This window comes from Sphingomonas sp., from assembly GCF_051962185.1.
Lineage (GTDB): Bacteria > Pseudomonadota > Alphaproteobacteria > Sphingomonadales > Sphingomonadaceae > Sphingomonas.
The window spans coordinates 21,644-47,726 of the sequence record NZ_JBQCCN010000141.1; the positions used below are offsets into that span (position 1 = coordinate 21,644).

General features: G+C 65.7%; 17 protein-coding genes. 12 read left to right on the forward strand and 5 right to left on the reverse strand.

The window, feature by feature from the left end:
- Positions 1-35 precede the first annotated feature (35 nt).
- Positions 36-2,750, reverse strand: coding sequence for an exo-rhamnogalacturonan lyase family protein (locus ACTHJR_RS08615; RefSeq protein ID WP_440522718.1), 2,715 nt, complete (start codon positions 2,748-2,750; stop codon positions 36-38).
- Between the two features lie 92 nt (positions 2,751-2,842).
- On the opposite strand from ACTHJR_RS08615, the gene ACTHJR_RS08620 reads away from it, so the two are divergent.
- The 4 genes from ACTHJR_RS08620 (at position 2,843) to ACTHJR_RS08635 (ending at position 6,095) form a co-directional block, all read left to right on the forward strand.
- Positions 2,843-2,971, forward strand: coding sequence for a hypothetical protein (locus ACTHJR_RS08620; RefSeq protein ID WP_440522719.1), 129 nt, complete (start codon positions 2,843-2,845; stop codon positions 2,969-2,971).
- A 123-nt stretch (positions 2,972-3,094) separates the two neighbouring features.
- Positions 3,095-3,895, forward strand: coding sequence for a rhamnogalacturonan acetylesterase (locus tag ACTHJR_RS08625; RefSeq protein ID WP_440522720.1), 801 nt, complete (start codon positions 3,095-3,097; stop codon positions 3,893-3,895).
- On the forward strand, positions 3,886-5,118 hold the full coding sequence (locus ACTHJR_RS08630) for a rhamnogalacturonan acetylesterase (protein WP_440522721.1): 1,233 nt from the start codon (positions 3,886-3,888) through the stop codon (positions 5,116-5,118). The genes ACTHJR_RS08625 and ACTHJR_RS08630 overlap by 10 nt, the downstream gene beginning before the upstream one ends.
- Positions 5,118-6,095 carry an alpha/beta hydrolase gene (locus ACTHJR_RS08635; RefSeq protein ID WP_440522722.1) on the forward strand — a complete coding sequence of 326 codons (978 nt, stop codon included), beginning with the start codon at positions 5,118-5,120 and terminating at the stop codon, positions 6,093-6,095. The genes ACTHJR_RS08630 and ACTHJR_RS08635 overlap by 1 nt, the downstream gene beginning before the upstream one ends.
- A 58-nt stretch (positions 6,096-6,153) precedes the next feature.
- Here ACTHJR_RS08635 and ACTHJR_RS08640 read toward each other — a convergent pair whose 3' ends face one another.
- Positions 6,154-8,085 carry a rhamnogalacturonan lyase gene (locus tag ACTHJR_RS08640; RefSeq protein ID WP_440522723.1) on the reverse strand — a complete coding sequence of 644 codons (1,932 nt, stop codon included), beginning with the start codon at positions 8,083-8,085 and terminating at the stop codon, positions 6,154-6,156.
- Between the two features lie 398 nt (positions 8,086-8,483).
- Here ACTHJR_RS08640 and ACTHJR_RS08645 point away from each other — a divergent pair, with 398 nt between their 5' ends.
- The 8 genes from ACTHJR_RS08645 (at position 8,484) to ACTHJR_RS08680 (ending at position 22,059) form a co-directional block, all read left to right on the forward strand.
- Positions 8,484-11,555 carry a TonB-dependent receptor gene (locus ACTHJR_RS08645; protein ID WP_440522724.1) on the forward strand — a complete coding sequence of 1,024 codons (3,072 nt, stop codon included), beginning with the start codon at positions 8,484-8,486 and terminating at the stop codon, positions 11,553-11,555.
- Positions 11,556-11,673: 118 nt separating this feature from the next.
- The gene (locus ACTHJR_RS08650; RefSeq protein ID WP_440522725.1) at positions 11,674-13,227 is read left to right on the forward strand and encodes a rhamnogalacturonidase; all 1,554 of its coding nucleotides are present in this window, start codon (positions 11,674-11,676) and stop codon (positions 13,225-13,227) included.
- 68 nt (positions 13,228-13,295) lie between these two features.
- A complete protein-coding gene (locus ACTHJR_RS08655) occupies positions 13,296-13,610 on the forward strand; it encodes an L-rhamnose mutarotase (protein WP_440522726.1) in 315 nt (104 codons plus the stop codon).
- On the forward strand, positions 13,603-16,656 hold the full coding sequence (locus ACTHJR_RS08660; protein WP_440522728.1) for a beta-galactosidase: 3,054 nt from the start codon (positions 13,603-13,605) through the stop codon (positions 16,654-16,656). The genes ACTHJR_RS08655 and ACTHJR_RS08660 overlap by 8 nt, the downstream gene beginning before the upstream one ends.
- A gap of 101 nt (positions 16,657-16,757) precedes the next feature.
- Positions 16,758-17,873 (forward strand): beta-galactosidase BglB, encoded by a 1,116-nt coding sequence (gene bglB / locus ACTHJR_RS08665; protein WP_440522737.1) that lies wholly within the window; start codon positions 16,758-16,760, stop codon positions 17,871-17,873.
- A gap of 79 nt (positions 17,874-17,952) precedes the next feature.
- Positions 17,953-19,500, forward strand: coding sequence for an MFS transporter (locus ACTHJR_RS08670; RefSeq protein WP_440522729.1), 1,548 nt, complete (start codon positions 17,953-17,955; stop codon positions 19,498-19,500).
- A 104-nt stretch (positions 19,501-19,604) separates the two neighbouring features.
- Positions 19,605-20,372 (forward strand): FadR/GntR family transcriptional regulator, encoded by a 768-nt coding sequence (locus ACTHJR_RS08675; protein WP_440522730.1) that lies wholly within the window; start codon positions 19,605-19,607, stop codon positions 20,370-20,372.
- 136 nt (positions 20,373-20,508) lie between these two features.
- Positions 20,509-22,059 carry an alpha-N-arabinofuranosidase gene (locus ACTHJR_RS08680; RefSeq protein ID WP_440522731.1) on the forward strand — a complete coding sequence of 517 codons (1,551 nt, stop codon included), beginning with the start codon at positions 20,509-20,511 and terminating at the stop codon, positions 22,057-22,059.
- Between the two features lie 104 nt (positions 22,060-22,163).
- Here ACTHJR_RS08680 and ACTHJR_RS08685 read toward each other — a convergent pair whose 3' ends face one another.
- The 3 genes from ACTHJR_RS08685 to ACTHJR_RS08695 form a co-directional block, all read right to left on the reverse strand.
- Positions 22,164-23,006, reverse strand: coding sequence for a LysR family transcriptional regulator (locus ACTHJR_RS08685; RefSeq protein WP_440522732.1), 843 nt, complete (start codon positions 23,004-23,006; stop codon positions 22,164-22,166).
- A gap of 32 nt (positions 23,007-23,038) precedes the next feature.
- Entirely contained in the window at positions 23,039-25,441 is a 2,403-nt protein-coding gene (locus ACTHJR_RS08690) for a sodium:solute symporter family transporter (protein WP_440522733.1), read from the reverse strand.
- Between the two features lie 196 nt (positions 25,442-25,637).
- Positions 25,638-26,083: aldolase/citrate lyase family protein (locus tag ACTHJR_RS08695; protein WP_440522734.1), on the reverse strand; the 446-nt coding region annotated here is incomplete at its 5' end.

Sequence of the window (26,083 nt, forward strand, 5' to 3'; positions counted from 1 at the left end):
TGCCGGCGCCGGCAGATGCCTGCATGCGCCGGCTCCTAATCGTGGCCGGAATCGCGCAACCGCCTGCGTCCGGGCGCGTCGGGCGCGACGATCGTCTCGCGATCCAGCGCTTCGGGCACCAGGGCGAGGCATTGGATCGCCGCAAGCCCCCATTGCGCCGAGGCGTTGGTCGACACGCCCGGCCATTCGAGCACGCCGTCGACCATATGCCGCGGGTCGCGCGGCCAGGTGCCGAGCCCGGCATCGCCCGACAGGAATTCACGAGCCGCACGGGTCGCCAGCGCCGCATCCTTCTCTTCGAACGCGGCATAAGCGGTCAGCCGCGAATGTCCCTCGCGCAGGTTGCGCGCGCCGAACGGCGGCCCGAATTTGGCGAGATATTCGGCCGGAGGCGCGTTGTACCAACGGCAATAGTCGAGCCATGCCGTGCGATATGACGGAACGTCGAGCAGGCGTAACAGCTCCGAACTGACCTCGACCGCGCTGAACACGGCATTGAGATGCGAAATGTCGATGCCGCGTTTCTGGTCGATGAAGCGGCCGGTCGCCAATTCGAACGGCGCGCTTCCGGTCAGCCAACCGTGCGGCATGCGCCCGATCGTCTCCAGCCCCGCGACGATGCGGTCGCGCCATTTCGTATCGCCGGTCCGTTCCCACTCGGTCAGCCACGCTGCGGCGAGCGGGCACCAGGTGGTGCCGAAGGTCATCTCGACCGTGCCGGGCGGCAGATGCGGCTTCTGAACGCCGGGCACCTTGCGCCCGATCTCGACCCTGGTCAGCGTCTGGTCGGACGTGAGCAGCGCGCGCATCAGGTCGCCGACGCGCTCGTCGGCGGTGAGATAGTAATAGATCCGGCGATAGCTGGCGTTACTGACGCGCGGCTGCTTGGAGCTGTCGCTCCAATGCTGGACGCCATGCCGGGTGCCGAGCCCGACGAACCGGCCGGTGTGATAGACGTCGACCTCGCTGGTGTGGCGCGTCATCGCTTCGGCGAAGCGCCAGGTCTCGGCATCTCCCGTGCGAAGTGCCTGATACCACAGCCACAGATCGGTCGAGAGCTCGCTATTGTCCCAGGCGAAGCCGCCGATGTCGTAGCGCCAGCGATGCCGGTCGCTGTCATAGGTGTGCATGACGTCGCCATGGTTCCAGAAACCGTACCATGAGCGTCGATCGACTTCTCCGGCGTAGAAATCGACCAGGTTGGACAGTTGGTTCTCGATAGCGGTGCGGTTGGGCGTCGAGCGGTCCGGCAGGCCGTAATCGGCGAAGATGCCCGCGGCATGAAGGTGCGCCGGGGCAGTCATCAATTGCGGTGGCTGCGCCTGCATCGCGGCCATTGTCGCCAGCATGTCGTTATCCGGCGTGGCCGGAAGCGCCCACAGCATCAGCTCGCTGGTGCGCGCGATGCCCGAGGCGTCGTCCCAGCCGGGTTCGTAATCCTCATAGGTGACCGACAACCCTTCGTTCTGGGCGTCATAGCCCTCCATCCCCATCGTGCCGTGATAGGGACGCAGGTCCATCGCCGGCGCCTCGGGCGACCAGAGCCAGGCGGTCAATTGCGCGGTGTCGCCGGTAGCACCGTCGACATGCAGCGCGGTCGGATGCCGCTGCCAGAAATAGCGCACGCCGATCGCGGCGCCGCCGGACGGTCCGCCGACATAGGCGAGACCGGGCGCGCGCCGCCCCTCGGCCGCGTCGATCCAGCCATGATCGGGGCCGGTGCGCTTGGTCAGTGCCCACCCATTGGCATTGGGCTGCTCGAGACGGAAATCGCCCCAGGCGGGTATGCGCTCCAGCGTCGTACGCACCGCGGGCGCCATCTTGTCGATCGGCGGCGCCGCGCGCCCGGCGATCTGCGCATCGCGAAACGCCTTGCCCGGATCGCGGCGCAACCCGGTCAGCGGGCGCACGCTTTCCACGAACATCTGCCCGTCCGTCGCGACGCGAACGTGGCGATCGTAAAGCTCGCCGCGCATCGGCACCGCCGCGCGCACGCCGAGCGACGACAGGAAGTCACGGCTCGCGCTGCCGTCGAACACCACCGAATGCACGATGCGCAAGCCCGACGATCCGGCATAAGCGTAGAGGCGAACGGTGAACGGCATCCACGCCCGATCACCCGATACGTGATGGCCGTCGATGCGCACCACCGCTCGAACCGGCCCGCGCTGTTCGACGGTCGCTGCGTCGATCCGGCCGGTGAACGGCATATCCGCGCCATGGAGCGGTTCGTTGCGCGACGATCCGACCAGCGAGATCGCGCCGAGCACCGGCCTGCCCCCGTGCGCCGCCGACCGGATCAGCGCGTCGCCGCTCTTGCCGACCTCCCAGGCCAGGTCGCCGACATGGATCGTGATCGCGGCATCGCTTTCCGTGACCGTGGCCGGCTGAGCGGGGACCACGGGCCGGCCACGCGTGACGGTCAGCGTGCCCGGCGACAGATCGGCGGGAATGGCGTGCGCGGTCCACTTGACCGATCCGTCGGGCCATGTCGCCGTGGTCCAGGCCTGCGACGGCAATTGCCTGCCCTCCCCATCCAGGACCGTCAGCGGCGTGCCGCGTTTCATGGCGCCGCGAGGCCAGGCGACACCGAACGTCTGGCCACCGTGCGTGGCGGGAGCCTGGCCGTCGATCCAGCGTATGGGCGCAGGCGCGAAAGCGGCGGGAGCGGCGTTCAGCCTGACGGGAAGCGCGGCGGCGACACCCGCCATCAGCCCGGCCTTCAGCGCATCGCGACGGCTCAGATACATTTCTTTCTCCATGATCAGCGGATGACCCGCGCGCAGCGGACATGCGGGCGGCCCGGGGCGGACCGCAGATCGAAACGGGCGACGGAGCGCGGATGGCAGGGTTCATCGCGTGGCGCATCGGCCAGCCGGATCATGCCCATCGGTTCATCGCCTCTTCCCTTTTTGCCCCGCGCTGTTGCCGCGCGTTTCGCCGTATCGGAACGGTCACGATCATCACCTAGCATGTCCCGAAATGTAGAATCAATGTCTACATATTGGGAAAATTGTAGCAAATCGTCGCAGCCCGTTGCGACTCATAAGACGTTGTCGCATAATGCGGGACAACATGGAGATGGGAGAAGAGGATGCGGGCACCTGTCGTGCTGATCGGGGCTTTGGCCGTGCTTGCGGCAGGAAGCGTACAGGCGTCCGCGCCCGCGCCGATGCGGATCTTCATCGCCAGCGACTCGACGGCGCAGGACTATAAGCCCGACAAATATCCGCAATCGGGGTGGGGCACGATGTTGCGATGCGCGGTCGGCCCCGCCGTGACAGTCGAGAACCGCGCGATCGGCGGCCGCAGCACCAACAGCTTCATCCGCGAAGGCCGGCTCGACAAGATCGCTGCCGACCTGCGGAAAGGCGACACGTTGCTGATTCAGTTCGGCCATAACGACGCCAGCATCGACAAGCCGGAACGGTACACTACGGTTGAACAATATGTCGCCAATCTCCACCGCTTCATCGAGGTGGCGCGAAAAGCCGGGGCCAAGGCGGTGATCCTGACCCCGGTCGCGCGGCGCGATTTCAAGGACGGCATCGAGCAGCCGAGCTTCCCCGCTTATGCCGATGCCGCGCGTCGCGTGGCGAAGGAAACGCACACGCCGCTGATCGACCTGGGCAAGAGTTCGCAGGCGATGGTCCAGGCGCTGGGGTCCGACGCGGCCAAGGCCTATTATCTCCATTATGACGGTGCGTCCGGAGCGCCGGGCTATCCCAACGGCGTGTCGGACGATACGCATTTCAGCGAGATCGGCGCGCGCCACATCGCCGATCTTGTCGCCGTCGGGCTGAAGTCGTTGCGCTTGCCGATCTCGAGGCGCGTGACGCCGCACGTCCCGGCGCTGACCCGCACGACACCGGCCGGGGGGCCGTCATGCGCCTGATCCTTGCCGGCGCGATGGCCGTGGCCGCGATGGTCCACCCTGCCTCCGCCCAGGTCCGCCGCTTCGCATTGGGCAGCGGACCGGTGACCACGGGTGCTACTCCGGTCGCGCCGGATCATGCTTATGCCGACGGCTATGGTTACGAACCGGGTGGCCATTCATTGTTCTCGGTGGCCGCCGCACCGGGCAATTATCGGGTGACGGTGACGATCGGACTGCCGAAGGATGCGACCGACACGACGATCAAGGCGGAATCGCGCCGCCTGATGGTCGACGCGCTGAAAGTCGGGGCGGGAAAGCACGAGACGGTCAGTTTCATCGTCAACGTGCGCGACGCCAGCCTCGTGCAGCCGCCGGCCAACGCGCCGGGCGGGTCGCGGGTCTTGCTCAAGCCTCGCGAGCAGGAGTCGTTTACCTGGGACGACAAGTTGACGCTGGAGATACTCGGCGCGCATCCGGGCGTCACCGCGATCGCGATCGAGCCGGTGACGCTGCCCACCATATTCCTGCTCGGCGATTCGACGGTCACCGATCAGCCGGCGGAGCCGGCCGCCAGTTGGGGACAGATGCTCCCCGTCTTCTTCTCCCCCGACATCGCCGTCGCCAACCATGCCGAGAGCGGCGAGACGATGAAGTCGTTCATGACCGAATTGCGCTTGGCTAAAGTGCTCGAACTGGCCAAGCCGGGCGACTGGGCGCTGATCCAGTTCGGCCACAACGACCAGAAGGCGAACTGGCCGCAGACCTATGCGGCGGCCGACACCACTTATCGCGACTATCTGCGCACCTGGATCGCCGAATTCCGCCGTCGCGGGGTTACGCCGGTATTGGTCACCTCGCCCGAGCGGCGCTTCTGGACCGGGACAAGGATCCGACCGACGCTGGGCGACTATGCCGCCGCCGTGAAAGCGGTCGGCGCCGAACTCGGCGTGCCGGTGATCGACCTCAACGCCATGAGCACGGCCTTCTACCAGGGGCTGGGCCCCGATCGCGCGCCCCTCGCCTTCAACGACGGCGGCAAGGATGCGACGCACCATGACAATTACGGCGCCTGGGCGCTGGCCCGTTGCGTGGCGAAGGGCCTGGCGGACGCGAAGGTCGCACTGGCCGCGCATCTGAAGCCTGGACTGCCGCCGTTCGACCCGGGCCGCCCGCCCGACCCGGCGAGCTTCCGGCTGACACCGAGCATCGCGCACGACACGCGCCGTCCGGAGGGAAATTGATGCCGACGCGCCGCACATTGATCGCCGGCACGATCGCCGCCTCACTGCTGCCCGGCATGAGGTCCGCCGCTACCGGCCTGGCCGACCTGGGAGCGACGGTCGACCGCTTTCCGATCTGGCCGGGGACCCCGCCCGGCCCGCCCGCGTCCGCCGTGGCCGAACAATGGGTCAAAAGGTCCCCGAACGGCGGCGCCGACGACATTGCCTGGCCGCATGTCGCGTCGCCGATGCTGACCGTTGTCAAGCCGGCCAGGCCGACCGGGGCGGCCGTGCTGATCTGCCCGGGCGGCGGCTATGCCCGCGTCGCGGTCGGCCGAACCGGCGGCAGCATCGCGCGTCAGTTCGCGGCGCGTGGAATCACCGCGTTCGAATTGCTCTATCGCCTGCCGCATGACGGCTGGGCGGCGGGCCCCGACGCGCCGCTTCAGGACGCGCAGCGCGCGATGCGCGTGATCCGCGCCGGCGCCGGTACACGCTGGACGGTCGATCCCGTCCGCATCGCGGTCGCCGGTTTTTCGGCCGGTGGACATCTGGCGGCGCGGCTGGCGAGCCGGTCGGCACAATCGACCTATCAGCCGCAGGACGCTACCGATCGCCTGCCGGCGACGCCTGCGGTGGCGGGACTATTCTTCCCCGTCATCACGATGCTGGACGACGGCGTGCATGCGCAATCGCGCCGCGAATTGCTCGGTGTGCATGCCGCCGATCCGCAATGGCAGCGGCGCTATTCGGCGCAACTCGACCTGCCGCCGTCGATGCCGCCCAGCTTCGTCGCGTGCAACGGCGACGATCCGGTGGTGCCGTTCCGCAACTCGATCCTGATGTTCGAAGCATTGAAGGCAGCCAAGGTCGCGGCCGAATTGATGGTGTTCGAAAAGGGCGGGCACGGGCCGCCGGTCAACCACAGGGACGGCACGCCGGTGCCGTGGCTCGATCTGTTCCTGGCCTGGAGCCGCGATCACGGCTGGCCCGGCTGACCCGATCTCGGAAAGGGGGGACGGCGCGCCGCCCCCTTTCCTCACGCCCAGGGCGGCGTCACTGCGCCGCCGTCTCGCTCGGCTTCAGGGCACCGGGAAAATAGCTGAGGTGCGGCGGCTGGTTGTAGGCCGTGTTCTGCCACGCCACGCCGGCCCGATAGACCGGGTCCTGCATCAACGTCACCAACCGGTGCGTCGTCGGATAGGGTGTGGTGTAGATGCGCAGTTCGCGGTTGTCGGCGGAGCGCCACACCACCTCTTCGCGCCAGTCGCCCAGGATATCGGCTTGCAGCGCGGGCGTCGCCTTGGTCCCGTTGTTCGAGGCGACGTCATTCGGATGGAGCAAGGTGACGGCGGTAGCCGTCCTCCAATCCCATTTGCTGATGGTCGTGCCGTCGAGCAGTTCCTGCAAGAGATCGCCGTCCCAGTAGAGGGCGAAATTGGTCTGGCGCGGCGCCGGACCGATCGCCTTGCCATGGACGTCGAACAACTCTCGGCTGTTCGCCCCCCAGAATTCGTCGCCGACATAACGCGGATCGATATCGGCGGCGACGCCGCGCCCGGTGTCGATCTCGGCGGGCTTGGTCCACAGGATCTCGCCGGTACGCGCATCGAGCAGTCCCGAGCCGAGCCCGCCATTCGCCTTCACTTCCTCGAACACGCCCCATTTCTCGAGTCCCGGACGGAGCGGGTCGAGGTCCCCGACATGCATCGTGTCGCCGTGGAAGAGCGGGTCGGTCCACAATCCCTTGCCGTCGTCATCGACCGCCATCGACCCGTAGATCACCTCGTCGCGGCCGTCGCCATCGACATCGGCGATGCTCAACTGGTGATTGCCGCGATTGCCGTAATCGCCATTTCCGGGCGCGGCCGAATCGAACAGCCAGCGTTCGCGCAGCTTGCCGTCGCGGAAATCCCAGGCCGCGATCGCGGTCCGCGCATAATAGCCGCGGCCGAAGATCATGCTGGGATGCCGGCCGTCGAGATAAGCGGTGCCGGCCAGGAAACGATCCGCGCGATTGGCATAGCCGTCGCCCCAGGTTTCGCGCAGTTGATCGAACGTCGGATTGCCGCCCGGATAGCGCGGCGGATCGTACGGTACGGTGTCGAGCGCCCGGCCGGTCCGCCCGTCGAACACGGTGAGATATTCGGGTCCCTTCAGGATACGTCCCTTGAGGGGAGCTACTTTCGTGCCGTCGGCGAGTATCTTGGCGCCGGTGCGGTCGGGTTGCGGCACTTCTCCGTCATGGCTGCGCCAGTCGGCCTTGGCATCGCCGATGACCTTGCCGGCGCCGTCGATCGTTCCGTCGGCCGTTTTCATCGCCACTTCGGCACGGCCGTCGCCGTCGAAATCGAACACCTGGAACTGCGTGTAATGCGCGCCGGCGCGAATGTTCCTGCCCAGGTCGATCCGCCACAGCCTCTTGCCGTCCAGCGTGTACGCATCCACGAACACGTCGCCGGTATAGCCGGCCTGGCTGTTGTCGTGGCTATTGGTCGGATCCCATTTGAGGACCAGCTCGTATCGGCCGTCGCCGTCGAGATCGCCGACCGACACGTCGTTCGCGGTATAGTTATAGGTCTCGCCATCCGGCTCGGTCCCGCCCGGCGGTGGGGTCAACGGGATCGACAGATAGCCCTTGGGCATCATGATCGCCGTCGCGCTCGTCTTCGCCGCGGGAGCGCCGATGACACGGATCGTATAACGCGAAGCGCCGGACCCGGCAGGATCGACGAACGACGTCGCTTGCGTGATCGGCCGGCGGTTGATGCGGTTGCCGTCGCGATAGACGTCGAAGCCGACAGTGCGATCGTCGGTATCCAGCAGCCGCCAACTGACCAGCCAGCCGCCGCCCTTGGCCGGCGACGCGATCAAGCCACGGTCGAGTCGCTCCGCCTCGCGCGGCGGCGCGGCATTTACCGCTCCCGCCGCCATCAGCACCCCGCCCAGCGCGACCGTTACCATCTGCACCGTTGTGAAACCCCGCATCGCATCCCTCTCCGATCAACCGCAGTGATATTATCCTACTTAATAGGATTGCATTCCACGTTTTGGCAACATAGAGTGGCACACATGTTCACATTGTGAGCATCAGCCACAGCAGCTGTTCGACGACGGTAAAGGCCGCGTCACCGGAGAGGGATGATGGAAACACGATTCTTGCCGGCAATATTTCTCGCGACGCGTGGCCATCGGGCCGCCGGCGCCTGCACCGCCTTGCGCGCCGGATAATCAGGAACGGGAAGCGTCGGCTGGTCAGGAGGGATCGCCGGAACGACGCAATACCCGAGTTATAGGGAGAGAGATCGATGACTGCAGATCGCCGGCGTATGGGGCGCCGACTGACAACTACGTCCGTTCTGGCAATCGCGCTCGGTTGCGCCGCCGTGCCCGCATTGGCTCAGACCACGCCCGCTGCCCCGCCGCCAGCCGATGCCAGTTCCTCTCCCCCGACCGATACCAAGGCGCCGCAGACGCAAGCGCCGGCCGGCACATCGCCGGACAGCGCCAAGGAAGGCGACATCCTCGTCGTCGGCACCCGCGCCTCCCTGCGCTCGGCGATCGCTCGCAAGCGCAACGCCGGCACGGTGGTCGACTCGATCGTCGCCGACGATATCGCGAGTTTCCCGGACAAGAACGTCGGCGATTCGCTCGCCCGCGTGACCGGCGTGCAGCTCAGCCGCGATTTCGGCGAGGGCGTCCAGGTGTCGATCCGTGGAGTCGAACCCGACCTCAACCGCGTCGAAGTCAACGGCATGAGCCAGGTCTCGGCGCTGGGCACGCGCGGCGGCGACTTTCGCGAACTGGCGACCGAACTGGTCAAATCGATCGACGTCTACAAGGGTTATACGGTCGATCTGACCGAAGGCGGGATCGGCGGGACCGTGTCGATCGAGACCCGCAAGCCGCTGGAACTGACCAAGCCGCTCGCCTCGATCGTGCTCTCGGGCCAGCATCTCGACACCACCCGCGATTGGCGGCCGCGCGGAACGATCGTCGTCGGCACGCCACATCTCTTCACCGACAAGCTCGGCGTCCTACTCAACGTGACTTATGACGACGTCACCACGCGCCAAGATTACGCCAGCAACACCAATTACAAGCGGCTGGCCGATTTCGACCATTCCGACCAGAAGACCGTCGCCGACCCCAATTATGCGGCGTACAATACCTACGCCAGCTGCGCGAACGTCGGCAGCACGCCGACCGCCAGCTTCGCCACCCGCCGTGCGGCTTGCGAGTCGCAATTCTTCGACTGGGTGGCGACGGTGCCGCGCTATCGCAACCTGGTGCGTCGCGACAAACGCCTGTCGGGCGACTTCACCGTCCAATACGAGGTCGCGCACAATTTCCGCTGGTTCGGCGAGGCACAGATCAACAACCGCGACCAGCGGCTGATGGATACCAATTATTCGCTCGACATCGGCCGGTATCAGCGCTTCCAGCTCGACCCATCGCTGGGCACGAGTTCGACGCCGCAGGTCAAGCTAGGCACTTCCACGGTCGATGCGGACCATGTGGTGACGAGCTATACGACCGCGTTGAACTCGGTGAACATCGGCACCGCGGCGGCCCCGGTCTATAGCGGGTCGAGCAACATCCTCGGCGTGCAGCGCCGTGACTTCCAGTACAATCAAAAGTCGAAATACCTGACCACCGGCTTCGACTGGGATCTCGGGCGGATCAAGATCAAGGGCATGGGATCCTATGCCAAAGCCGACACCAAGGGTGAGACCAACCTCATCTCGTTGAGCACCGGCATTGCCGGCGCGTCGGTCGATACGCGCAACGACCTGGGCATTCCGGTGCTGGCGTATCCGAGCAGCGTCGATCCCGCCGACCCCAGCATCTACACCGACTACAATCGCACCGGTAACGTCGGCCAGGCCGGGCCCGTGCTGCAATATCGCCCGACCCTCACGAGCAATACCGAAAAGCAGCTGAAGCTCGACGTCGACTGGCAGGTCGATTTCGGTCCGCTGAAGATGATCGAATATGGCGGCCAGTTCCGCTGGCAGGACTATATCTCCTACGCGGGCGGCGGCTCGCGCCTGATCTCGGCGCCGGGGGTGACCCCGCTCGTCTATCAGACCAGTGCCAACGTCTCCTACACGACCAATGTCGTCGATGCGGCGACGGTGCCGCAACGGGTCAAGGGGACCACCTATTACCTCACCCGTGCGGAATATGCCGGTCTGATCGACGCGCTGGGCACGGTGAGCGGCGGCGCTCCCCTGTTCACCGGCCTCAAGGGCGCGTCGAGCGATATTCCCGGCCGGATCGCCTTCGCCAATTTCGACTCCGGCGTTCTCGGCAAATATTACGACCTGTCCGGCTTCGATCAGGACCTGGTCCTGAACGCCGACGGCTTGCCGCAGATTCCGGCGTACCAGATCAGCGAGATGGTCGCCGCCGGTTATCTGAAGGCGGACTTCGCGACCCATGTCTTCGGCATGCGGCTGACCGGCAACGCCGGCGTGCGTTATACCTTCACCAGGGACAGCGGCATCGGCACCAACATCAGCCGCATCACCCGCTTCAACTCGACCGGGGGCACCGAGACCGTCGTCCTGGCCGCGCAACAGGCGACGTTGAAGAACCAATATGCCGACATCCTGCCGGCGTTCAACGCGGCGCTGGAATTCACCCCCAATCTCGTGCTGCGCGCCAATTGGGCCAAGAATCTGGCGCGTCCGAAACCGACCGACCTCGTGCCCAACATCAATTGCCTCGACGATGCCACGATCGTCGCGGCCGACGACGTGTGCACCGCCGGCAACCCGGATCTCAAACCGTATCGCGCCGACCAGTGGGAGCTCAATCTCGCCTGGTATCCAAACAGGGATACCCTGGTCAGCCTGGGCTATTACAAAAAGTATGAATCCAGTTTCGTCGTTCCCAACGTGACGCGTAGCGGCGTCGATCTGTTTCACGACGGCATCACCTACACCGTGCGCCAGCCGATCAACGGTTTTGGCGCGCTGCTCGACGGCGTCGAGGCGAGCGCGCAGACGGTGTTCAGCTTCCTGCCCAAGCCATTCGACGGGTTCGGCGTGTCGGGGAACCTGACCTACGCCAGGGCGATCCGCACCAACCTGACCAATTCGGCGACGGGCGCGCCGCTGAAGGAATATCCCGGCCTGTCGACCTGGACCTGGAATGCCAGCGTCTTCTACGACAAGGGCTTCCTGAACGTCCGGATGAATTACAATTACCGGTCCGACTGGTTGGTGACGATCGCCGACTCGAACAACGGCAACCTGCCGATCTATCGCAAGGCCGAAGGATATCTGGACGGAAAGATCACTCTCCGGTTCCCCAAGTGGCACTTCAACGTCTTTGCCGAGATGCAGAACATCAACAAGGAATATTCGAAGTCCTATGTGAAGGGCATCGGAACATCGGAGGTCTACTATCCCGGCCAGCGCGTCTTCGTCGGCGTACAGGCCAAGTTCTGAAAAGGAGCGATCACCGCTTCCTCCTCCTCGACCGGCTGTCCAGCGGGCGGCCGGTCGCCTTTTGCGGCCCCGGACAAACCCCGCCGCTCACGAACTCGCCGACCGGAACAAGCGCGACATGCGAAACAACCGCGATCAGGGCGGAACGACGTTGACGCGGCGAGATCTCGGCCTCGGTCTGGCCGTGGGCGCGCTACTCCCGCTGCCCGCGCGGGCAGCGCGACTATTCGACGTAAGAGCATTCGGCGCGAAGGGCGACGGCCGTGCGATCGACAGCGGCGCCTTCAATGCAGCGATCGCCGCCGCCTCGCGAGCCTCTGGTGGGATCGTGCTGGTACCGGCGGGACGTTACCTTTGCTTTTCGATCGAATTGAAGAGCCGGGTCACCCTTCAGCTGGCGAAGGGCGCGGTGATCGAAGCGGCCGATCCGGCGCGCCACCCCGGGCGGTACGACGCGCCCGAAGATGCCGACCAACTCTATCAGGATTTCGGGCATAGCCACTGGCGCAACAGCCTGATCTGGGGGATGGACGTCGAGGACGCCGCGATCACTGGCCCCGGCCTGATCCACGGCCTGGGCCTGACGCGCAACGGACCGGGCGCGCGATGGAAGGCCCGGACCGGTGAGCGCCCGCTGTCGATGAGGGGCATGACGCGCGCGCAGATCGCCGCGCTCGAGCCCGACGTGTCCGCGATGCGCGGAATGGGCAACAAGGCGATCGCCTTGCGCAACGGCCGCAACATCCGCCTCGCCGGTTTCTCGATGCTGAAATGCGGGCATTTCGCGATTCTGGCGACAGGCACGCACAAGCTGACCATCCAGGACCTGACGATCGACACCGAGCGCGATGGCATCGACCTCGACTGCGTGCGGGACGCGCTGGTCGAGAATTGCCGCGTCAACACCCCCAATGACGATGCGATCGTGGTCAAGGCGAGCTACGCGCTCGGCCGTGCGATTGCCGCCGAGCGCGTGACGATCCGGCGGTGCGCGGTGTCGGGATACGATCTGGGCACGATGCTCGACGGAACGCGCCGCAAGACCCAGATCGTGGCGCCCGACCGCGATCGCGTGACTGGCCGCATCAAGCTTGGAACCGAGAGCAACGGCGGCTTTCGCGACGTGCTGATCGAGGACTGCAGTTTCACCCATTGTCGCGGCCTCGCGCTCGAGACGGTCGACGGCGGCGTGATGGAGCATATCGTCGCGCGCCGATTGACGATGCGCGACGTGACGACCGCCCCGATCTTCCTGCGGCTCGGAGACCGCCGCCGCGGGCCGCCGGGTACCGGCGTCGGCGCGATCCGCGACATCGCGATCAGCGAGGTCGAAGCGAACGGCATCGACCATCGCTATCCAGCGGCGATCGCGGGCTTGATCGGGCATCCGGTCGAGGCGGTGACGCTCCGAAACATTCACCTGACCTATGATGGCGGAGGCAATGCCGCCGACGCCGCGAGGCGCCCGGAGGAACTGGCGGATGCCTATCCCGAGCCCAGCATGTTCGGCACGCTGCCGGCCTGGGGCTTGTGGGTGCGGCACGCGCGCGGACTGACGATCGACGGCCTCGTCCTCGCCACCGCAACGCCCGATGCGCGGCCCCCGATTTCGGTCGAAGACGCGGCCGCTACGGCCGTTTCCGGCACGCCGCTGTGGCGCGGTCGCGATTGACCGGTCAGCCAATCCAATGTACCAAATATTGAGAGCTTATGCCACATAATGGGTTTCCTGGAGGGGTAGTGCCGGTTCGCGCGTTCAAGATGCAGCTGAAGCCGGGCGCGATCGACGACTATCGGCGTCGGCACGACGAGATATGGCCCGAACTGTCGGCACTCCTGACCGCGGTGGGCATCTACGATTATTCGATCTTCCTCGACGAAAGCACGCTGGCGTTGTTCGCCGTGCTGAAATTGCGCGACGACAATCGTCTCGACACCTTGCCCGACCATCCCGTCATGAAGAAATGGTGGGACTATATGGCTCCGCTGATGGAGGTCGAACCCGACAATCGGCCGAAGGAATGGCCGCTGCCGCTGATTTTCCGTCATGACTAGGATCGCGCGGATGCTGGCCGGCACCTGCGCGCTGGCCGGCCTGATGTCGGCTGCCATCGCCCCGGCGCAGACCGCGCGGCCGACCGAGAATCTGTCGGCGCCGGCGAAGGTTTTCGGCCGCGTCTCGTTTGATGCGCGGTCGCTGATGATCGACGGTCAGCGCAAGGTCATCTGGTCGAGCGAGTTCCATCCATTCCGCCTGCCCAGCCCGGATCTGTGGCGCGACATCCTTCAGAAGATGAAGGCGATCGGGTTCAACACGGTCACGCTCTATTTCGACTGGGGCTATCACAGCCCGAAGCAGGGGGTGTACGACTTCACCGGCATCCGCGACGTCGAGCGCGTGCTGACGATGGCGGAAGAGGAGGGTCTCTACGTCATCGCCCGCCCCGGGCCTTATGTGAATGCCGAGCTGGCGCGCGGAGGCTTTCCCGGCTGGCTGGTCAATCAGAAGAGCCTCGCGCGCACCGACGACCCCGCCTATCTGGCGGCAGTCGACGAGTGGATGACGCGGATCGACGCGATCGTCGCGCGTCACCAGATCAATGGCGACGGCAAGGGCCATCGCGGCACCGTCATCCTCTATCAGATCGAGAACGAATTGCCGCTGACCGCGCCGGCACAGCGTCGCTACATGGACCATCTCTACGCCAAGGTGCGCGCCGACGGCATCACCATCCCGTTGTTCCACAACGACCAGGGACGCAACGGCTATTGGGTTCCCGAGAGTTCGTCCGTCGACAAGGTGGTGAAGGGGCCGACCGACCTCTACGCGTTCGACGGCTATCCCGGCGGGACCTGCACCGTCACCGGCAAGCCGACGCGCGGGTCGGCCGCGCCGGACTGGGGTTTCTATGGCCCCGGCGGTGCCAAAGGCGGCGCTTCGGCCTCACCCGACACGCCCGGTTTCCTGGCCGAGTTCGGCGGCGGCTGGTTCGATTATTGGGGGTCGAACGGCGGGTACGAATGCAACGCGATCCAGCGCGGCAAACGGTTCCAGCGCGTCTTCTACGGCACCAATCTCGCCAACGGCATCGACATCCAGAGCTTCTACATGGGCTATGGCGGGACGAGCTGGGGCTGGTTGCCGGCGCCGGTGGTCTTCACCAGCTACGACTACGGCGCGGCCATCTCCGAGGCGCGCGAGCTGCGCGAGAAAGCGGAGGAGCTCAAGCAGCTCGGTGGACTGATCGCCGTCGTCCCCGATCTCGCCGGCATGATCCCGGCCGGCCCCGCGACTGCATCCTCTCCCGACATTCAGGTCTATCACAACAAGAGCCCGGAAAGCGGTGCGCGCTTCCTGCTGGTCACGCACCGGCCGTCGAACGGCCAGACCGACGACCGGTTCACGATCACCGCGGACCTGCCCGACGGCCGCTATACTTTCCCCCAGGCAGCACCGATGCGGTTGAACGGCTTCGATGCCAAATGGCTGGTCGCCGGGGTCGATCTCGGGAAGCACCATTTGGTCTATTCGACCTCCGAGCTGCAATCGTGGACGCCGCTCGACGCCGGGGATCTGATCCTGCTCTATGGCCGCCATGGCGAGGACGGGGAAACCGTCCTGCGCTACACCTCCGCCCCCGCCGTCGAGATATTGGAAGGCCAGGCGACGAGCCTGTTCGACGCGGCGAAGGGCGACCTGCGGCTGAATTACCGGCATGACGGCCGTGCCGTCGTTCGCGTGACGGGGGGCGGACGGCCGCCCCTGACCCTGATCCTGGCCGACGAAGCCGAGGGCGTGCGATACTGGCGGCGCGACACCGCGGCCGGCGCAGTGCTCGTGCGTGGCCCCGCGCTCGTCCGCCGCGCCGATGCGAGCGGCGACCGACTGGCATTGACCGGCGACACCAAGGCGGAGACACCGCTCGAATTGTGGGCGCCGGCGTCGATCAGGACCGTGCGTTGGAACGGCATCGCCGTCGCGCTGAAGCCCGGCCGCATCGGCGATCGCGTCGCATTGCATCCGCTGGCAGGACCGGCCGAAGTCGCGCTGCCGACGCTCGCCAACTGGCGCGTCGCGGCAGGGTCGCCGGAAATCGATCCGGCATTCGACGACGCGGCGTGGCAGTCGATCGACAACCGCGGCTCGGCGACGATCACCACCAAGCCCGACGGCCAGCCGACCCTGGTCATGGACCCATACGGTTTCCATGAGGGCGACGTCTGGTATCGCGGCCGCTTTAGCGGATCGCCCGATGCGCAGCGGATCGCGCTGTTCTACGGCGCAGGCGGCGCCGGGATGCTGCAGCTGTTCCTCGACGGCAAGCTGGTCGGCCAGGACGAATTGCCGAGCGGGCTGCCGCGACCGATCACGACCGGCCTTGCCCGTTTCGCACTGCCGGCGGCAGCCCGCGCGCCCGGCGAGCACGTGCTCGCCGTCATGGTCCGCAACGACGGCCACAACTGGGATCTCGGCGCGGACGACTTCCACAAGGAGGCGCGCGGCCTCGTCTCGGTGTCGATCGAGTCGCCGACCGGGCACAGCTTCACGGTGCCTATCACCTGGAAGATTCAAGGCAAAGCCGGCGGCGAGGATCTGCCCGATCCGGCGCGCGGGCCCGCCAATAACGGCGGCCAATATGGCGAGCGGATGGGCTGGTATCTTCCCGGCTTTGACGACGCCAAATGGGCGCCCGCCACCCTGCCTGCGGCAACGTCTGCTGCGGGTACCACCTGGTACCGAACCCATTTCGACCTGGCCGTACCCAAGGGCCAGGACGCGACGATCGCGCTGGCGTTCGGCGACACCGGCGTTCCGCGGTCATCGGCACGCTATCGGCTACTGATCTTCGTCAACGGCTGGAACATGGGACAGTTCATCGCCCATGTCGGGCCGCAGCGCGTATTCCCGATCCCCGAGGGTATCCTGAATCATCGCGGCCCCAACGTCGTCGCGCTGGCGGTGACCTCCGACGGCGCACCGGGCGATGCACTGGAGGCCGTCAAGCTGGTGACGCTGCGCAACGTCCTGGGCGGCGTGCCGGTGCGACCGGTCGCCGCTCCCTCCCGTCCCGCCGAGCTCGGAAAGGTCGCCGCACGATGACCGACACGATCGCCACGCGCCCTCCATCCCCCGAATTCCACCCCACGCCGGCGCGCGACCAAGGTTCGCCGCCGATGCATCTTACCGACAGGAGAAATCGATTGGCCGCCGTTACCCATGACGTTCCGCATGGCGACGTCACTACCGCGATTGATAAGCTGATCGACAATTTGCTCAACATCAAGGACGAGACGGGCGAGTTCCTGCTTCGCCTCGAGGACGGGCGCGTCATCGACACCAAGGGCTGGGCTGGCTGGGAATGGACGCACGGCGTCGGCTTGTTCGGCTTGTGGCGCCTGTTCGAGCAGACCGGCGACAGGAAGGCGTTGGCCATCATCAAACAATGGTTCGACGACCGCTTCGCCGAAGGCACGCCCACCAAGAACATCAATACGATGGCCCCCTTCATCACCTTGGCCTATCTGTACGAATACGAGCGCGACCCGCGCTATATCCCCTATCTGGACAATTGGGCGGAATGGCTGATGGCGCCCGACGGCTTGCCCAAGACCGAGGAGGGGGCGTTCCAACACCTCGTCTACAATGACGAAAATCCGGGCGAGTTGTGGGACGACACGTTGATGATGTCGGTCCTGCCGCTGGCCAAAATCGGTCTGCTGCTGGGTCGTCCGCATTATGTCGAGGAAGCGAAACGCCAGTTCCTCGTCCATATCAAATATCTGTTCGACAAGAAGACCGGCCTCTGGTTCCACGGCTGGAATTTTAATGGCCGGCACAATTTCGCCGAGGCGCTATGGGCGCGCGGCAATTGCTGGGTGACGATCGCGATCCCCGAGATCATCGAGATTCTCGACCTGCCGCCCGGCGACGCCCTGCGCACCTTCCTGACCGATACGTTGGTGGCGCAAGTCGAGAGGCTCGCGGAGACACAAGATGCGAACACCGGGCTATGGCATACGCTGATCGTCGATCCGACCAGCTATCTCGAGGCGTCCGCCACCGCAGGCTTCGCCTACGGCATCCTCAAGGGCGTGCGAAAAGGCTATCTGCCGTCGCGATACGAGGCGGTCGGGATCAGGGCGGTGAAAGGCGTGCTGGCCAATATCGACGAGGCGGGCGAGTTGAAACAGGTCTCGTTCGGCACCGCGATGGGCGACACCCTGCAATTCTACAAGGATATCCCTCTCACCTCGATGCCCTATGGGCAAAGCCTGGCGGTGATCGCGCTGGGCGAGTTCTTGCGGACCTACATCTGATGGCGCGGGCAGTCGCTTCCCGATGCGGCGCCGAAGCGGCGCATTGCCCGGCCATCGCTGCAGCGATTTGCGCGGGACGATGGAGATGACCAGGGAGCCGACGGCGGAGACCCCAGCCACGCCGATCGCACCGGCGCGCCCGGTGCGTTGGTACAATTTGCTCGTCTACGGGTCGAACGACATCCTGGGCGCCGGCTCGATGGCGGTCATCAGCACCTGGATCCTGATTTTCTACACCAGCTTCTGCGGTTTGTCGGCGGCGCAGGCGACGATCATCTTCGGGGTGGCGCGCGTCCTCGACGCCTTTACCAGCCCGACGATCGGCCACCTGTCGGACAATCTCGGCGGCACCTGGCTGGGCAGAAAATTCGGGCGTCGGCGCTTCTTCATCCTGGCCGCCATCCCGCTGCTTCCCTCGTTCGCGATCATGTGGGTCGCCGGGCAGGGATTCTGGTATTATCTCGTCACGTACGTGCTGTTCGAGATGGTCTACGCGATGGAGATCATCCCGTTCGAAACGCTCGCCAGCGAAATGGCGACCGATTACCGCATCAAGGCGAAATTCGCCGGCGCGCGCATCCTGCTCGGCCAATGTTCGGCGATCCTCGCCGCCTTCCTGCCGGGCCAATTGATCGAGTATCTGGGGCCCAATTCGTCCCAGACCTTTCTCTACATGGGCATCATTTTCTCGGTCCTGTTCATGGCGGCAGCCGGCTTGCTCTATGCGTTCAGCTGGGAACGGGTGCGGCCCCAGGGGCTCGAGATCGAGGCGACGACGCGGCCGTCGCTGGGCGCCGCGCTCGCCGCCCTCTACCGCAACCTGTTCTCGACCTTGCGCATCCGCGCTTTCCGGCTGCACCTCGGCATGTATCTCGGCGGATATATCAGCCAGGACATCTACAACGCCGCCTTCACCTATTTCGTCATCTTCGCCCTGGCCGGCTCGACAACGATCGTCGCCAATCTGGTCGGCGTGACGTATGTCGTCCAGCTGATCGCGGTCGTCCTGGCGATCAACTTCGCATTGCGGCTGTCGCCGTCGGCCGCTTACCGCCTCGCGGCCGCCAGCTTCGCGATCGGCGTCGTCATCTTCCTGGGCATGTTCTGGACGGGATACACCGCCACGTCGGCCTTGTTCTGGCTGCCGGTGGTGTTCGTCGGACTCGGACGCGGCGCGCTCAACTACATTCCCTGGGCGACCTACAATTACATGGCCGATGTCGACGAGATCGTGACCGGCCGCCGCCGCGAAGGCGCGTTCGCCGGGGTCATGACCTTCGTCCGCAAGTTGAGCCAAGCGCTGGCGGTGATCCTGGTCGGCCAGGTGATGCAGGCTTCCGGTTTCGTATCGAAGGCGGCGACGCAGAGCCCGCAGGCGATCACCGCGATCGTGGCGGTACTGGGCGCCGGTACGCTGGCGGTCCTGGCGTTCGGCGTGTTCGTCGCCGCGCGCTTCAGGCTCGATCCGCACACCCACGCGGTCCTGCTCGACGAGATCGAGCATTTCCGCGCGGGCGGGCGCGATCCGACCGATCCCGATCATGCCCGTGTGGTCGAGGACCTGTCGGGTTGGCGCTATGATCGCTTATGGGGCAACAACCCTGTCGCGGGCGCGCGGACCAAATGAGCGACCGGGTCCATCGCATATCCGCTCCACTGCCGCCGGCCGTTCGACCGGACGCTTCCTCGCGGCCCTGGGGCTCCGGTATTTCCCGGTTTCGGCAACCTGGCGTGACCATTTCCGACGAGGCGATCAACGCCGCGCGGGGGATGACGCCGCTCCACATGCCGTCGACGACGCGGATCGCCCGGGCGATCGCGATGGACATATTCGGCGGCGTCCTGAAGCCCGGCGACAGGATTCCCGGCGAAGAGGAATCGCTCGAGCGGTTCGGGGTATCGCGCACGGTCTGGCGCGAAGCGATCAAGATACTGGACGCCAAGGGATTGGTGACGCCGAAGCCCAAGGTCGGCACGAGAGTCCGCGATCGGCAAAGCTGGAATTTTCTCGATCCGGAAGTGCTGGCTTGGCGCATTTCGGTCGGACTCGACGCCGATCTGCTCCAGACGCTTCGCGAAGCCCGGCTCGCGGTGGAGCCGTTCGCCGCTCGCCTCAGCGCTACCCGGGCGTCGTTGAGTGATCTGACCGAAATGGAAACGAGCGTGCGACTGATGGATGCGGCGGTCGGCGACCGGACGCTGTTCGCCGAAGCCGACCTCAGATTTCACCGCGCCGTGGCCGCCAGCACCGGCAACTTCGTCCTGGGGTCCTTCTCGGCCGTCATCGAAATCGCCCTGGTCTGCGCGACGCTGCTCCTTCCGCTCGAAGACGAAAGCCTTCGCAGCGAAGCGGTACGCCGACACGCCGATCTGTTCGATGCGATCGTCAATCACGACGGCGACCGCGCGTCGCGGCTGATGACCGACATGATCGCCTTCGGTGGAGAGGTCGGCGAATTGTCGTCGGAGCCGGACCGCGCGCGGCCGGGCCCGATCTAGGTCGAACCGCCGGCAGCCCTTTTTTTTTCGTAAAGCCGCGATCGAAAGCGCGGAGACGGGCCGGCCGAGCGGACATGAATCAACAAGCGGGCCGGAATGCCGCAGGCGGCTCCCGCCCGGTTCGAAGGAGATCGAAATGCGTTGGATGATCACTGCTCTGGCTCTCTGCGTCGCCCTGCCCTCGAGCTCCTATGCCGTCGAGGAGGATGGTCCCGATCTGGTGGTGGTCCATGCCGACCAGCCCGCTCCCAAATTCGACCGTCATTTGTTCGGGCAATTCGCGGAACACCTCGGTCATGGCATCTATGGCGGCATCTGGGTCGGGCCGCAGAGCAAGATCCCGAACGTCAAAGGCTATCGCAAGGACGTGCTCGACGCGCTGAGAGCGATACGGGTGCCGGAGATCCGCTGGCCCGGCGGATGCTTCGCCGACGAATATCACTGGCGCGACGGCATCGGCCCGCGAGCGAAACGCAAGGTCTCGATCAACACTCATTGGGGCGGGGTCACCGAAAACAATGCGTTCGGCACGCACGAATTCATGGACTTCACGGAACTCGTCGGCGCCGAAGCCTATGTCTCGGGCAACGTCGGCTCGGCGCCTCCGCTCGAACTCGCCGAGTGGGTCCAATACATGACGTCTCCCGTCGGATCGACATTGGCCGACGAACGCGCGGCGAACGGCCGTAAACAGCCTTGGCGATTGCCGATGATCGGGCTCGGCAACGAGCTCTGGGGCTGCGGCGGCAACATGCGCGCGGAATATGCGGCCGACCTGACGCGCCGCTACGGCACGTTCGTGAAAATGCCCGAGGGTCAGCACGTCATGAAGATCGCCAGCGGTGCCAATAGCGGCGACACCAATTGGACCGACGCCATGATGCGCATCGCCGGGGGCAAGATCGACGGCATCGGCGTGCATTACTATACGATACCGTACAAATGGGATCACAAGGGCGCCGCCACCGGCTTCGACGAAGATCAATGGGCTCGCACGCTCGCCGCCACCGTTCGGATGGACGCGATCATCACCGCCCATGCCGCGGTCATGGACAAATACGATCCGCGTAAACGCGTGGCGCTGCTCGTCGACGAATGGGGGACCTGGTACGACGTCGAACCGGGCACCAATCCCGGCTTCCTGTATCAGCAGAACAGCCTTCGCGACGCGCTTGTCGCCAGCCTGAACTTCGACATCTTCGCCCGGCACACCGACCGCCTGCGCGGCGCCAATATCGCCCAGATGGTGAATGTCCTCCAGGCGCTCCTTCTCACCGACGGCGCGCGAATGGTGAAAACGCCCACTTACTGGGTGTTCGACATGTACAAGGACTATCAGGACGCGACGGTGCTTCCGGTCGACGTCGACGCGCCGTCCTACGCCAAGAATGGCTTCTCGCTGAAGGCCGTCAGCGCCAGCGCCGTTCGCGATGCCGCCGGGGTGGTGCACATCGGACTGACCAACGTCGATCCGAACCGCGCCCAGACCGTCCGCGTCAAGCTGGACGGCCTGACCGTTGCACGCCTATCCGGTCGTATCCTGACCGCGAGCGCCATGGATGCGCACAACACCTTTGCCGCTCCCAACGCGGTCAAGCCCGCATCCTTTACGGGTGCCAGCATCGGCAACGGGACACTGACCGTCAAATTGCCCGCCAAATCGATCGTAATGCTCGACTTGCGCTGAACAGCGACGCCCCGCGCCGTTCCGGGCTGTCCCGCGCGACGCACGATGGCCGAACCGTGCGTCCGTCGGCAGCGCGACCGGCATTGGGCCGTCGCGGCTTCGGCCTATCGCCCGGCGCGCATCGAGCCCGCTTCGGACAGTCGCGCGCTTTCGTTCAGGAAGACGGTCACCAACCGCATGCGGACGCTGGATCGCGACCAGACGATGCCGATCCGCCGGCCGACGCGCCGCTCGGGCAATTGCAGGCGGACGATATCGATGCCCTCCGGCCAGGGCGGGGTCCAGTCGGGAACGATCGACACGCCCAGGCCGCGATCGACCATCATCGCGATCGCGTTGAGTGCGTTGAGTTCGAACCGCTCGCGCGGCACGATACCGAGCTCGGTCAGGTAGTTTTCCGCCGATCGGCCGCCCCATTGATTGCGGTCGTAGCGGATAAGCGGCTCTTCGCGCAGCAAGTCGAGCGGATCGCGGTCCGCGAGCGCGCGCGGCGCCAGCACGATCAGCGGCTCCTCGCGCAAGAGCAGCCAGTCGCAGGTCTTGGGCAACGGATAAGGAGCTTCGAGCACCAGCGCGGCGTCGAGCTTGCCGGCCTCGACATCGATGAAGAGTTGCGCGGAATTGCCGGACTGGATGTGGATCGTCACTTGCGGGAAGGTCTTGCTGACCCCGGCCAGGATGTCGGGCAGGAGCCCGGTCAGCGGCGTGGTGCAGGCGCCGAGCCACAATTCGCCGGTGACTTCGCCGTCCTGCGCGATGCCGCGCAAGTCGGTGGCGTCGCGCAGCAGCTTGCGTGCCGGCGCCAGCACGCGCGCGCCTTGCTCGGTGACGCGCATGGTGCGGCCCACGCGGGCGAGGAGCGGCCCGCCGAGATCGCGCTCGAGCGCGTGCAGTTGCTGCGCGACCGCCGACGCGCTGATGTTGAGTACGCGCGCGGCCGCGGCCATCGACCCCTGATCGACGACGGTGACGAACGTCTTCAGGAAGCTTGTGTCGATAGCGCGGACTCCTCGGACGCGACATGCCCCCGCCCCCTGGAAAAAACCGTCAGGCCTTCCAGCGACTGGGCGGGCGGCGGGAACAACAGACTGGCTCCATAGCCGATGACGATCGACGAGGCGATTGCGAGCGCAAGGTAGAGATACGGGTGGATGAGCCCGAAAATCCACACCACCAGCGTCACGATCGAGGCGAGCACGATACCGATCGCCACCCCCTGCCAATTGGCGCGGCGGGTGAACAAGCCGAGCGTATAGGCGCCGGCGCAGCTGCCGCCGAACAGACCGAACAGCTCGATCGTGAGGTCGAGCAACGAGTGGATGTCGAGCGAGGAGAGAATGATGGCGATGGCGATGCCGATCAGGCCAACGCCGACGCTGGCGATCTCGGCGAACCGCACGATCTGACGCTGGCTGCGCCCGGGCACCATGCGGTCGTAGAAATCGACCGACAGCAGCGTCGCGACGCTATTGATGATTCCCGACAAGGTTCCCATCGCCGCGGCGATCAGCCCCGCGATGATCACGCCGACCACGCCATGAGGTAATTCTGTGCCGATGAAGGACGGAAAGACGGTATCGATCGGCAGCATCGGATTGAGCTGTGCCGGGTGCACCCGGTAATAAGCGAACAGCACGGTCCCGATCATGTAGAACATGAACGCGCTGGGCAGCAGCACTGCGGCGAACAGCCACACCGAGCGGCTCGCCGCTTTCTCCGACGGGGTCGCCAGCACGCGCTGCATCAGCACCTGATCCTTGGGAAACGTCAGCACCACGTCGAACAGGACGAGCACCAGGAATCCCCAGACGGTCGGCTGGGTGATGTCGAAGCTGAAGTTCAGCATCTTCGTCTTGTCGAATTGCGCGGCGGTGTTCCACACCGTGCCGAACCCGATCTGCCAGATGATGAAACCGATCGCGAACAACGCGCCGCAGGTCAGCACCAGCACCTGGAACACGTCGGTCCACACCACCGCGCGCATCCCGCCGAGCGCGGTGTAGACGATCGTGAACAATCCGACGACGACGATGCAGGCAACGATATTGGTGTCGGTGATCGTGCCGATCGCCATTGCCGGCAGATAGAGCACGATGCCCATCCGCCCCGCCACCTGCATCAGGATCCACAAGGAGCTCGACAGCATCCTGATCGAGGGATGGAAACGTTCCTCGAGATAATTGAACACCGAGACGAGGTTGAGCCGGCGGAAGATCGGCACGACGACGACGGCGACGAAGATCAGGCCGACGACGGTCGTCATCTTCGACATGATATATTCCCAGTCGGTCTCGAACGCCTTGGCCGGTACCGCCAGGTAGCTGATCGAGCTGATGCTGCCGGCGAACATGCTGATTCCCGCCGCCCAAAACGGAATGGCGCGCGAGCCGAGGAAGAATTCGCTCGAGGGTCCCTGCTTGGCTCGGCGATAGAAAGTGAGGCCGATGCCCAGCATCGCGAACAGGTAGACGCCGATGATCGCGGCATCGATCGTCGAGATCGACTGCCGTTTGGCCTCGAGGGTTATGGCGGAGAAACCCAGGCCGCCCGCCTCCCGCCATGCCGACAGGATCCCGTCGCCGTTGCTCACCGCGGCAAGCGGCCGATGCGGCAGCGCCGATCCCAGCGGCGCCCAGGCGTCGGTGATCGCGCTGTAGCTGTAGAGGCGCGTGCCGCCGCTGGTACCGACCAGATACAGCAGATACGCTTGCCCGATCGCGCGCGCCGAGCCGGGAACGATCGTGCCGGGCGCCGGCGTACCCAAGCTCCAGCCCTTGAGCTTGAGCCAGCGCCATTGCTGGCCGTTCGCCAGTGTCAGGAAGATGCCGCCATTCTGCGCCGCGAGCGCCGCCGGTGCGCCGCCGCCGGGCCAGGCGTCGAGCTTTTGCCACGCGTCCGCCGCCTTCAAGTCGACGCGGAAGAGATGCGCCGCGCCGCGGGCGTCCGTTCCGGCCACCAACACGGCGTCGGGCTCGAAAGCGGCCACCACGGACTTCAGCGCGACAGGCAGCGGCGGCAGGATGTAGGGAGAGAGGTCACCGCCCGAAAAATGGAGCCCGGCGACCAACTGCGCACGTCCGTCGTCGCCACGGCCGATGAGCAACATACGGCGGCCGTCGCTCATGACGGTCAGCAGACGCCCGAAGTCTACCCTTCCCCCATATACCGCCTCCCAGCCGCGCTGCCCCAGCACGAATGCGCGCTCGCTGCCCGTATCGATCGCCACCGGCCGGCCATCGATCGCGCCGAGCAGGATCGGTCCGGAACTCGCCAGCGCCGGCAACCGCGTCGCGACCGTCGACATCGGCGATTCGGCGGCGGCCGGCGCGGCGAACCACGCCAGCAGGCAGCCAGCCAGCAGGACCCTGAATAAGGAGAGCATCAACCGCAAGGAGCCCAGTTCAAGAAGGCCGCCGCCTATTTTCCCTCTCCCTTTGGGAGAGGGCGGGAGCGCCGAAGGCGCGGAAGGGTGAGGGCAGAAAGGAGAAGCCATTACCTGTCCTCACCCTTCCCACTCGCCTGCGCCGAGTGGGCCCCTTCCCTCTCCCACCGGAAGAGGGAGTTTGTCGCCAGCGGCCTCACGCCGACCACCCCGGCTCGCCCGCGTGCCGCAGGGTTTCGCGCGCCGCGGCAAGCGCGGCGGCGTCGGCCATGGCGCCTTCGAACACGAACGCGCCATGGCCTCGCGCTTCGGCTTCCGCCGCCGCCGCCAACAGGCGCTTGGCGCGCACCACGTCATTGCCCCGGTCGAACACCGTGTTGGCTATCGCCACCTGACGCGGGTGAATGCAACTCTTGCCGAGATATCCCAGGCTGCGCGCGAGTTCGGCTTCGGCGCGGAACCCCTCCTCGTCAGCGAGATCGGGCCACGCCCCGTCATAGGCCAGCCGCGCGCTCTCGCCCGCCGCCAGCCGGATCGCCCACAGCGCGGCATGGACGTGCCGGGCGTCGCGGCGATCGGCGCCGATCGCCGCAAACAGGTCGTTGAGCCCGACGTGCAGTCCGCTCACTCGCGGGTGCGCAC